Source organism: Pseudomonas sp. 300 (genome assembly GCF_055803035.1).
Map to the genome: position 1 here is coordinate 389,310 of NZ_JAVLRV010000001.1, position 10,690 is coordinate 399,999.

9 protein-coding genes are annotated in these 10,690 nt (G+C 60.3%); all 9 read right to left on the minus strand.

The window, feature by feature from the left end; all coding sequences use genetic code 11:
• Positions 1-174: 174 nt before the first annotated feature.
• The gene (locus Q7W83_RS01840; protein ID WP_150632735.1) at positions 175-795 is read right to left on the minus strand and encodes a TetR/AcrR family transcriptional regulator; all 621 of its coding nucleotides are present in this window, start codon (positions 793-795) and stop codon (positions 175-177) included.
• Between the two features lie 59 nt (positions 796-854).
• The gene (gene phaC, locus Q7W83_RS01845) at positions 855-2,537 is read right to left on the minus strand and encodes a class II poly(R)-hydroxyalkanoic acid synthase (protein ID WP_150632734.1); all 1,683 of its coding nucleotides are present in this window, start codon (positions 2,535-2,537) and stop codon (positions 855-857) included.
• Between the two features lie 114 nt (positions 2,538-2,651).
• Positions 2,652-3,506, minus strand: a complete 855-nt coding sequence (gene phaZ, locus Q7W83_RS01850; protein WP_150632733.1) for a poly(3-hydroxyalkanoate) depolymerase — start codon at positions 3,504-3,506, stop codon at positions 2,652-2,654.
• Positions 3,507-3,590: 84 nt separating this feature from the next.
• A complete protein-coding gene (gene phaC, locus Q7W83_RS01855) occupies positions 3,591-5,270 on the minus strand; it encodes a class II poly(R)-hydroxyalkanoic acid synthase (protein WP_150632732.1) in 1,680 nt (559 codons plus the stop codon).
• Between the two features lie 258 nt (positions 5,271-5,528).
• Positions 5,529-5,906, minus strand: coding sequence for a gamma-butyrobetaine hydroxylase family protein (locus Q7W83_RS01860; protein ID WP_150632731.1), 378 nt, complete (start codon positions 5,904-5,906; stop codon positions 5,529-5,531).
• Positions 5,907-6,025: 119 nt separating this feature from the next.
• Complete coding sequence (gene hslU / locus Q7W83_RS01865; protein WP_150632730.1) at positions 6,026-7,363, minus strand: ATP-dependent protease ATPase subunit HslU; 1,338 nt, start codon at positions 7,361-7,363, stop codon at positions 6,026-6,028.
• 55 nt (positions 7,364-7,418) lie between these two features.
• Positions 7,419-7,949 carry an ATP-dependent protease subunit HslV gene (gene hslV, locus Q7W83_RS01870; RefSeq protein WP_007899242.1) on the minus strand — a complete coding sequence of 177 codons (531 nt, stop codon included), beginning with the start codon at positions 7,947-7,949 and terminating at the stop codon, positions 7,419-7,421.
• 222 nt (positions 7,950-8,171) lie between these two features.
• Positions 8,172-8,870, minus strand: a complete 699-nt coding sequence (locus Q7W83_RS01875) for an SPOR domain-containing protein (RefSeq protein ID WP_084322549.1) — start codon at positions 8,868-8,870, stop codon at positions 8,172-8,174.
• 1 nt (position 8,871) lies between these two features.
• Positions 8,872-10,608: an arginine--tRNA ligase gene (gene argS / locus Q7W83_RS01880; RefSeq protein WP_150632729.1), complete on the minus strand. Its 1,737-nt coding sequence runs from the start codon at positions 10,606-10,608 to the stop codon at positions 8,872-8,874.
• Positions 10,609-10,690 lie beyond the last annotated feature (82 nt).

Consider the following 10,690-nt stretch of genomic DNA (forward strand, 5'->3'; position numbering starts at 1 on the left):
ACGCCCGGCCTGCAAAGGTCGGGCGTTTTTGTTTGCGCACGGTTCTGCAAACACCGCGGCCCCCTGTGGGAGCTAGCCTGCTAGCGATAGCGGTTCATCAGTCAACAACAATGTCGACGAATAAATCGCTATCGCTAGCAGGCTAGCTCCCACAAGGGCCGCGGTGTTCAGGGGTTATTCATGTTCTTCAAGATACTGCAACGCCAGTTGCTCGGTCGCCACCTTGATCGGCGGCAACAAGTGCGGTGCCACCAGCATCATGATCTGATACACCACCAGCCTCACCTCGCCCTCGCGATCCAGAATCCGCTGATAATCCAGCGAGAACAGCAACGTCATGGTGATCTGTTCCACCAATTGCCCCAACGCCTGGGTGTCGCTGACCAACTGCCCCTGAGCCTTCAGCCGCGCGAGCAATGACGCCAGCGTGCGCTTCAGCGCATTGAGCAGATTGCGTATTCCTTTGGCCAGTTTCGGCAGTCGCCCGGCGAGGTTCGACAGGTCCTGGAACAGAAACCGATAATGAGCCAGGCGCTCGACGATCAAATGCAGAAACAGCCAATAGTCTTCAGGGGCCAGTTCTACGTCGGACGGCGGATCGAGCAGCGGCGCGAGCTCCGCCTGGAAGCGCTCGAACAACCCGAGAATCAGCGGTTCCTTGCCGTGGAAGTGGTAGTAGAGGTTGCCCGGGCTGATGCCCATTTCGTTGGCAACTTCCATGGTGGAGACGTTCGGTTCGCCCTTCTGGTTAAACAACTGCAGGGCACATTCGAGGATCCGGTCGCGGGTTTTCATCCAGTCTTCTTAATGATCAGGTCATGCCACGGTCGATGCCGGCCGTGGTGTGTTGAGCGTCAGCGCACGCGCACGTAAGTACCGGGTGCCGCCTCCATCGGTGGATAGTTCTGGTTGCCGAGCGCCATGTGGGTTTCTTTCTGTGCGCCCGAGCGTTCCTGAATCCAGCCCAGCCACTGCGTCCACCAACTGCCGTCGACTTGCTTGGCGTCGTAATACCAGGCCCGGGGATCGCCGCTCAGTTTCGTGCTTTCGATGAAATTGGCTTTCGGGTTGGAAGGCGGGTTGAGGATGCTCTGCACATGACCGCTATTGGACAGCACGAAGCGCCGCTCGCCACCCAGTAGCAGCGTCGAGCGATACACCGCATCCCATGGGGTGATGTGGTCGTTGATGCCGGCCACGCTGAAGCTGTCGACCGTGACTTTCTGCAAATCGATCGGCGTGCCGCACACTTCCAGGCCGCCCGGATGACTCAGCGGGTTGTGCTTGAAGAAGTCCAGCAGGTCGCCGTGAAAGGCCGCCGGCAGACGCGTGTTGTCGTTGTTCCAATAGAGGATGTCGAACGCCGGCGGCTCCTTGCCCAACAGGTAGTTGTTGACGAAGTAGCTCCAGATCAAATCGTTGGGGCGCATCCAGGCGAAGACCTTGGCCATGTCTCGGCCATCCAGTACGCCTTTCTGATACGACCGACGTTTGGCCGCTTCCAGGGTCTGTTCGTCGGCGAACAGGGTCGCGGGGCTCTCCATCTGACTGTCGAGCAGGCTCACCAGATAGGTTGCGCTGGATACCCGGCGCAACTGCCGTTTGGCTTGCAAATGGCCTTGCAGCGCGGCGATGGTCAGCCCGCCGGCGCAAGCGCCCATCAGATTCACTTCCCGGGCACCGGTAATCGCCCGGCACACATTCATCGCTTCTTCGACGGCTTCGACGTACGTCGATAGGCCCCATTCGCGATGACGCACATCCGGGTTGCGCCAACTGATCATGAAGGTCTGCAGGCCGTTTTTCAGGGCGAACTGGACGAAGCTGTTGCTCGGGCTCAGGTCGAAAATGTAGTACTTGTTGATCTGTGGCGGCACCACCAGCAGCGGTTTGGAATACTGCTTTTCGCTCATCGGCTTGTACTGGATCAGCTCCAGCAGCTCATTGCGAAACACCACGGAGCCGGTGGTGGTGGCGACGGTCTTGCCGACCTCGAATGCCTGTTTGGTGACTTGCCTGGGCAGGCCGTCGTTGTGCAGGAAATCATCGACCAGATGACTGATGCCACGCACAAGGCTGTTGCCGCCGGAGTTGAAGATTTCCTTGATCGCCAGCGGGTTGAGCAGGGTGTTGGACGGTGACACCGCATCATTGAGCAAGGCGAACGCGAAGTGCGCGCGGGCGCGATCATCCGGGTTCATGTTGCTTTCGTCGATCCAGCTTTTGACCTGCTTCTGCCAACTCAGGTAAGCCTGCAAGCTTCGGCGATAAAACGGGTTGAGGCTCCAGGCCGGGTCAGCGAAGCGACTGTCGTTGGGGTTGGTCGGGTGCAGGGTTTCGCCCAGCAACACCCGCCCCAGTTGACCGCCCAGCTTCAACGCATGGCGGGCGCTGTGTACCGGGTTGCGCAAACCATGGGCGGCAACGCTGCGCAGGGTCGACAGCAAATCCCGACCACGCAGGCCGGTAATCGCACTCTGTGCGTTGATGAACGCGGCGGGAGTGGGTAAAGATTCCCTCGCTGGCTTCTCGCGCATGACTCAACACTCCTTCGTCTTCAGGCCAAATACAAACACACCGAACCAGAACACCATAGACGCTGTAGCGGGTTGTTGCGCGGCGCGGCGTCCTGCCGACTGACAATGTGCCGGTTAACCGCCCAATGGCGACGGATGCGGATGCATCACGGCGCGCTGCCGTTCTTCCTCGAGAAACTTCATGATGATCGGCGCCACGGCCTCGGCGCGCGTGATCAGGAACAGGTGCCCGTCATCGATGATGTGCAACTGGGCATTGGGAATCCGCCAGGCCAACATGCGCATGTTGATCAAAGGGATCAGCGGGTCATCGTCGCCGGCCAGTACCAGCGTCGGCTGGTTGATCTTGTGCAGCCAGTGAATGCTGGTCCAGCCGAGCCCGGCGAACAGCTGCCAGTAGTAACCAAGCTTGCCCGCCGAACGCACCTTTGCCGCATGGCTGGCCGCCAGTGTCGGATCGCGACGGAACGAGCCGCCGTAGATCATCGGCGCAATGCGGATCACGTGAGACGGCTGGATGTAACGCCGTGGGCTGGCCATCATCCACAGCACTTTCGGTTTGCCCGGCACCATCACCGCACCCGCCGCGGTCGCCGCCAGCACCAGTTTCTTGCAGCGCTCGGGGTAGTCGTAAGCAAACTGCTGGGCGAGGGCGCCGCCCCACGACACGCCGATCACGTTCACTTGCCCGTAATCGAGATAGTCGAGCATCCGCGCCGTGAGCTTGGCCAGGCCCGGAAAACGATACGGCCGGTTCGGCGTCGACGAACCGCCGACACCGGGCACATCGAAAGCGATGACTTCGAGGTCCGGGTCCAGCGCCGCGACGAACGGAAACACCAGCTCAAGGTTGGCGCCGATGCCGTTGAAAATCAGCAAGGGCGTCAAGTGAGGCTTGCCGGGGCGTACTGCCGTGCGGAGGGTCTGGCCATCCAGGTCGACGGTACGAAAAATGAACGGTTGCGGCATGCTTCAAGCCCTGTGGGTTAATTATCCCGATCCGCTGCAGGCGCTGAGCAGGCTCAGCTCCTGCAGCGGATCGGGGTGTGTCAGTTACCGCTCGTGTACATAAGTGCCCGGCGCTGCTTCGCCCGCGGGATAAGCCTTGCTGCCCAGTTTTGTCGGAGATTTTTTCAGTTCGCCCGAACGCTCGGCCTGCCAGGCTTGCCAGTGAAGCCACCAGGAATCGGTGTGCTTGGTGGAATTTTCCTGCCAGTCCTCAGCCTTCAACGGCATCTCAACGCTTGTCATGTAGCGCGATTTCGGATTGCCCGGGGGGTTCAGAATGCTCTGGATATGCCCGCTGCTGGACAGCACAAACTCAACCTTGCCGCCGAACAGTTGCGCCGACTTGTAGCAGGACTTCCAAGGAGTGATGTGGTCGTTGGTGCCGGCCAGGGAAAAGATGTCGGCCGTGACCTGCTTCAGGTCGATCGGCGTGCCGCACACTTCCAGTGCATCCGGGCGGATCAGCGGATTGTTTTTGAACATCTCGATCAGGTCGCCGTGGAACGCAGCGGGCAATCGGGTGGTGTCGTTGTTCCAGAACAGGATGTCGAACACTGGCGGCTCGTTGCCGAGCAGGTAGTTGTTGACCCAGTAGTTCCAGATCAAATCGTTGGGGCGCATCCAGGCGAAGACTTTCGCCATGTCGCGGCCTTCCAGCACACCGGCCTGATAGGAGTGGCGCTTGGCGGCTTCGAGGGTCTGCTCGTCGACGAACAGGGCCACGTCGCTGTCCAGGGTGGTGTCCAGCACGCTGACCAGCAGCGTCAGGGCGTTGACCTTGTTCTCGCCGATCGCCGCGTAGTGGCCCAGCAGCGCGGTGCAGGTGATGCCGCCGGAGCAGGCGCCGAGCATGTTCACGTCTTTGCTGCCGGTGATCGCTGTGACCACATCGACCGCTTCCTTGAGCGCTTCGATGTAGGTCGACAGACCCCACTCGCGTTGCTCCTTGGTCGGGTTTCGCCAGCTGACGATGAACGTCTGAACATGATTGCGCAGGCAGAAACGCGCCAGGCTTTTGTCCGGGCTCAGGTCGAATACATAAAACTTGTTGATCTGCGGCGGAACCACCAGCAACGGGCGCTCGTGCACTTGCTCGGTGGTCGGCCGGTACTGGATCAGCTCCAGCACGTCGTTGCGGAAAACCACCGCACCTTCGGTCACGCCCAGGCTCTTGCCAACCTCGAAGGCGCCCATGTTGACCTGGCTCGGCATGCCGCCGTTATTTACCAGATCCTTGGCCAGGTGCGAGAGGCCGTCGAGCAGGCTCTTGCCACCGGTTTCGAAGAAGCGTTTGACCGCCGCCGGGTTGGCCGCACTGTTGGTCGGGGCCATGGCTTCGGTCATGAGGTTGATCACGAAATGCCCGCGTGCCGTGTCCTTGGGCCCCAGGTTACTGTCGTCGATCCAGTCGTGGAGTTCCTTGCGCCACGCCAGGTAGGTTTGCAGATAACGTTTGTAGAGCGGGTTCTGGCTCCAGGCCGGATCGGCGAAGCGACGGTCATCGCTGGTCGGCAGCAACTCGGATTTGCCGAACAGCACATTCTTCAGTTCGAGGCCGAAATGAGCGACATGCTTGGCACTGTGAATCGGTTGTTTGATGGCCTGCCTGAGCACCATCCGAGCAGAAGCCAGCAGATCCTTTCCGCGCAGCCCAACGACAGGATTAAGCCCCAAGGTGTTTTCCGAGGCTTGATACTTCAAGTCATCGTTATTCTTGTTACTCATCTACGACGCTCCATTGTCCTGAGACGAGTACCTGAGTCCAGCCGTGTAGTCACACAGCCAATGCCAGGTACTACTGCTCGGGTGACCGATAATTCTGCATCGCTGCTTTTTAGTTCAGAGAGCACTGCAGGGAACTTGCCAGCTCCATTGGTTACCCGAGTTTAATTTTTTTCGCAAGCAGGCCAATGACTGGCCTCGCGGCCAAGCATTCAAACAGATGAAATTAGAAAATGCCTTCTAATGCGCAAAAGGCGCGGGTTAGAGCATCAGCTTGACGACAGACTCGCTAGGGTCGCGGGTCTTTCCGGCCGCTTTCAGTTCGGCAAGATAATCGTTCCAGAGATCCTCCTGACGCACGCCTAACTGGTACAGGTAGTCCCAAGTGAACAGGCCGCTGTCGTGGCCGTCGTCGAAGGTCAATTTCAGTGCGTACTGACCGGCCGGTTCTACTTTGGTCAGGCCTACGCCGATCTTGCCAAATTGCAGGATAGGTTTGCCGTGGCCCTGGACCTCGGCGGAAGGGGAGTGCACGCGCAGGAACTCGGCGGGCAGGTGATGTTCCTCGCCGGACGCGTATTTCAGCGACAGGGTTTTCGAGGCTTTGTGCAGTTTGATGTCGGTGGGGAGTTGGGTCATGACCTGATGTCCGTCAGTGTGGAACTCTCGCGGTCCCTTGTAGGAGCTGGCTTGCCAGCGATGGCGATCTCAAGGTCCCCACCGCCGGCAAGCCGGCTCCTACACAGGTCTCACATGACCTACAGGATATAACGGGACAGGTCTTCGTTCTGCGCCAATTCGCCCAGGTGGCTGTTGACGTAGTCGGCGTCGATCAGGATCACCTTGCCGTCATGGGCGCTGGCCAGGTCGCCGGCGCTGAACGACACCTCCTCAAGCAGACGCTCAAGCAAGGTATGCAGGCGACGGGCACCGATGTTCTCGGTCTTCTCGTTGACCTGCCAGGCGATCTCGGCGATGCGCTTGATGCCGTCCGGCTGGAACTCGATGGCCAGGCCTTCGGTTTTCAGCAGTGCGCAGTATTGCTCGGTGAGCGACGCATGCGGCTCGCTGAGAATGCGCTCGAAGTCTTCAGGCGTCAGCGCCTTCAGCTCGACACGGATCGGCAGACGGCCTTGCAGTTCAGGCACCAGATCGCTCGGCTTGCTCAGGTGGAACGCACCGGAGGCGATGAACAGGATGTGGTCAGTCTTGACCATGCCCAGTTTGGTATTGACGGTGCAGCCCTCGATCAGCGGCAGCAGGTCGCGCTGCACGCCTTCACGGGACACGTCGACGCCACCGGAATTGCCGCGCTTGGCGACCTTGTCGATTTCGTCGATGAACACGATGCCGTGCTGCTCGACGGCTTCAAGCGCCTTGGCCTTCAACTCTTCATCGTTGACCAGGCGGCTCGCTTCTTCGTCACGAACCAGTTTCAGCGCTTCCTTGACCTTGAGCTTGCGGCTCTTGCGTTTGCCCTTGCCCATGTTGGCGAACAGGCTCTGCAACTGATTGGTCATTTCTTCCATGCCCGGTGGCGCGGAGATATCGACGCCGGCCACTTCGGCGACTTCGATTTCGATCTCCTTGTCATCCAGCTGGCCTTCGCGCAGGCGCTTGCGGAACAACTGGCGGGTGTTGGAATCGGCCGAAGGGGCGTCATCGGTGTTGAAGCCCATGCGCGCCGGTGGCAGCAGGGCGTCGAGGATGCGCTCTTCGGCGGCGTCTTCGGCACGGTGGCGAACCTTGGTCATTTCCTGTTCGCGCAGCAGCTTGATGGCGGCGTCGGCGAGGTCACGAATGATCGATTCGACGTCGCGGCCAACGTAGCCGACTTCGGTGAACTTGGTCGCTTCGACTTTGATGAACGGCGCGTTGGCCAGTTTGGCCAGGCGACGGGCGATCTCGGTTTTACCGACACCGGTCGGGCCGATCATCAGGATGTTCTTGGGTGTTACTTCAACGCGCAGCTCTTCCGGCAGTTGCATCCGGCGCCAGCGGTTACGCAGCGCGATGGCGACGGCGCGTTTGGCATCGTCCTGGCCGATGATATGGCGATTGAGTTCGTGGACGATTTCACGGGGAGTCATGGACATAGTAATTGGCGGTCCTCAAGCAAAAGTGAGCTGTGGCGCTAAGGCCGGAACAGGCTTACTCGGCGAGGTCCTGCTCCTCAATGGTGAAGGTGTGGTTGGTGAATACGCAGATGTCGCCGGCGATGCCGAGCGCGGTTTCGACGATTTCGCGGGCCGACAGATCGGTTTTCTTCAGCAGCGCGCTGGCGGCGGCCTGGGCGTAACCGCCACCGGAACCCATGGCGATCAGGCCTTCTTCGGGTTCGACCACGTCGCCGTTGCCGGTGATGATCAGCGACGCGTCTTTATTGGCGACCGCGAGCATGGCTTCGAGGCGGCTGAGGGAGCGGTCGGTGCGCCATTCTTTGGCAAGTTCGACGGCGGCACGAACCAGGTGGCCCTGATGTTTCTCGAGCTGGCCTTCGAAGCGCTCGAAGAGGGTGAAGGCGTCAGCGGTGGCCCCGGCAAAACCGGCGATCACCTGACCGTGGTACAGGCGGCGAACTTTCTTCGCGTTGCCTTTCATCACGGTATTGCCGAGAGAAACCTGGCCGTCGCCGCCCATGACGACTTTGCCGTGGCGGCGAACTGAAACGATGGTGGTCAAGTGAGAGTCTCCACGCAGCGGGGCGAAAATGCCTTATGCCAACACATATGGGGGTGGTGGAGCGTTTTTCAACTGCGGGGCGGGAGAGGGGACGAGCGGTGTTGCGCGGGGAAGGCTGTGTGGTTTGGTCTGACGCCATCGCCAGCAAGCCGGATCCTGCAAGAGGTTGTGTAAATCCTGTAGGAGCCGGCTTGCTGGCGATCAACCGCGAAGCGGTTGGTGTTAACGGTTCTGGCGTTGTTGTAACAGCAGGTTGCTAAACCCGGCGCCGGACAATTGTTTCTGTGCGGTGGTCAGCTGTTCGCGATTGCTGAACGGCCCGACCAACACCCGATACCAGGTCTCGTCCTTCACCGTGCCGGACTCAACCGCCACCGCCTGACCCAGCAAAATGATCTGCGCGCGCACCTTGTCCGCATCGGCTTCCTTGCGGAACGAGCCAGCCTGCAGGAAGAACTTGGTTACCGGCGCTGCCTTGGCCACGGGCGGTGGCGGCGGTGGAGTGATGCCAGCCAATGCCGCCTGAGCGCGAGCGGTGTCGATCTTCGCTGCTTCTGCCGGGGTTACCGGCGTGGTCGGTACAGCCGGCGTCGGCGGAGTTTTCTCCGGCACGGCATCCGGCGGCACGATCACTTCCGATTCCGGCAGCAAAGTGTAGAAGTCGTACTTCGGCTTCACCGGTTGCGTCGGGCTCGGCGGGGTCTTGTTAGCCTCGGCGATCTTGGTGGCTTTCTGCTGCTCGATCTTCTCGCGCTTGACGCTCTCGCTGCCCTTGCCCGGTTCCAGCTTCATCAAAAACACAATGAACGCGCCGACCGTCAGGCCGATGGCCATCCACAGCCAGCCCGGAATCGGTTGCTTTGCAGGAGCTTGGTAACGGCTGGCGCCACGCTTGGGTGCAGGTTTTTTCTTGGCAGCCAACTTACATACGCTCCAGAGTTTCCAGACCCAAGAGTTCCAGGCCTTGCTTGAGAGTGCGGCCGGTCAGCGCGGCGAGGCGCAGGCGGCTTTGCATTTGCGCCGGGGTTTCAGCGCTGAGGATCGGGCAGTTCTCGTAGAAACTGGAGAACAGGCCGGCAACGTCGTACAAGTAGGTGCAGAGGATGTGCGGCGTGCCTTTCTCGGACACGTTGTTCAGGATTTCGCCAAATTGCGCGAGTTTGGCCGCCAGTTCATGCTCATGCACGGCTTCAAGAACGATCTGGCCTTCGACTTCGCTGAAGTCCTTGCCAAGCTTGCGGAACACACCGGCCACGCGAGTGTAGGCATACAGCAGGTACGGCGCGGTGTTGCCTTCGAAGTTCAGCATCAGATCGAAGTTGAAGCTGTAATCGCTGGTGCGGTGCTTGGACAGGTCGGCGTATTTCACCGCGCCAATGCCCACGACCTTGGCGATGTTGCGCAACTCGGCCTCGGCCAGCTCCGGGTTCTTGTCCTTCACCAGGGTGTAGGCGCGTTCCTGGGCTTCGGTCAGCAGGTCGATCAGCTTCACGGTGCCGCCGTCACGAGTCTTGAACGGACGGCCATCGGCGCCGTTCATGGTGCCGAAACCCATGTGCTCCATTTCCATCGGGTGCGTCACGAAGCCGGCCTTGCGAGCAACGGCGAACACTTGCTGGAAGTGCAGGGCCTGGCGCTGATCGACAAAGTACAGCGCACGATCAGCCTTGAGCTTGCCGCTGCGATAACGCACGGCCGCCAGGTCAGTGGTGGCGTAGAGGTAGCCGCCATCAGCCTTGACGATGATCACTGGCAGCGGGTCGCCGTCGGCGTTCTTGAATTCGTCGAGGAACACGCACTGCGCGCCGTTGCTCTCGACGAGCATGCCGGCGGCCTTGAGGTCGTTGACCACGTTGATCAGGTCGTCGTTGTAGGCACTTTCACCCATCACGTCGGCCATGGTCAGTTTGACGTTCAACAGCTCGTAGATTTTCTGGCAGTGGGACAGCGAGATGTCCTTGAACTTGGTCCACAGCGCCAGGCAGTCCGGGTCGCCGGCTTGCAGCTTGACCACCAGGCCACGGGCGCGATCGGCAAACTCTTCGGATTCGTCGAAGCGTTGCTTGGCGGCGCGGTAGAAGTTTTCCAGGTCCGACAGCTCGTCGCTGGTGATCGGGTTTTCCTGCAGATACGCCATCAGCATGCCGAACTGGGTGCCCCAGTCGCCAACGTGGTTCTGGCGGATCACTTCGTCGCCGAGAAATTCCAGCACGCGGGCCACGCCGTCGCCGATGATGGTCGAGCGCAAATGACCGACGTGCATCTCTTTTGCCAGGTTCGGTGCGGACAGGTCGACAACCGTGCGCTGCACCGGGCCGGCCTTGCGTACGCCGACGTGCGCGTCAGCCAAAGCGGCGTCGAGGCGAGTGGCCAGGGCCTGGGTGTTCTGGAAGAAGTTCAGGAAGCCAGGGCCGGCGATTTCGGTCTTGGTGACGTTTTCGTCGGCCGGCAGTGCGGCGATGATTTTCTCGGCCAGATCCCGCGGCTTCATGCCTGCAGGTTTGGCCAGCATCATGGCAATGTTGCTGGCGAAATCGCCGTTCTTCTTGTCGCGGGAGTTTTCCACCTGGATCGCCGGCGACAGGCCTTCAGGCAACACACCTTCGTTGACGAGTTGGGTGATGGCTTGTTGGATCAGCTGGCGAATGGTGTCTTTCATGGTCTTCTCTTTCGACCGCAAGCGCGGCGGCGCTTCGATGCGCTGGTGGAAAAACTGGGCATTATCCGTTGCGAACGCGGGC

Coding starts and splice junctions, on each gene's coding strand:
- phaC (WP_150632734.1), bottom strand. CDS start 2,537: ATGCGCGAGAAGCCAGCGAGGGAATCTTTACCCACTCCCGCCGCGTTC.
- hslU (WP_150632730.1), bottom strand. CDS start 7,363: ATGTCCATGACTCCCCGTGAAATCGTCCACGAACTCAATCGCCATATC.
- argS (WP_150632729.1), bottom strand. CDS start 10,608: ATGAAAGACACCATTCGCCAGCTGATCCAACAAGCCATCACCCAACTC.
- Q7W83_RS01840 (WP_150632735.1), bottom strand. CDS start 795: ATGAAAACCCGCGACCGGATCCTCGAATGTGCCCTGCAGTTGTTTAAC.
- Q7W83_RS01860 (WP_150632731.1), bottom strand. CDS start 5,906: ATGACCCAACTCCCCACCGACATCAAACTGCACAAAGCCTCGAAAACC.
- phaC (WP_150632732.1), bottom strand. CDS start 5,270: ATGAGTAACAAGAATAACGATGACTTGAAGTATCAAGCCTCGGAAAAC.
- phaZ (WP_150632733.1), bottom strand. CDS start 3,506: ATGCCGCAACCGTTCATTTTTCGTACCGTCGACCTGGATGGCCAGACC.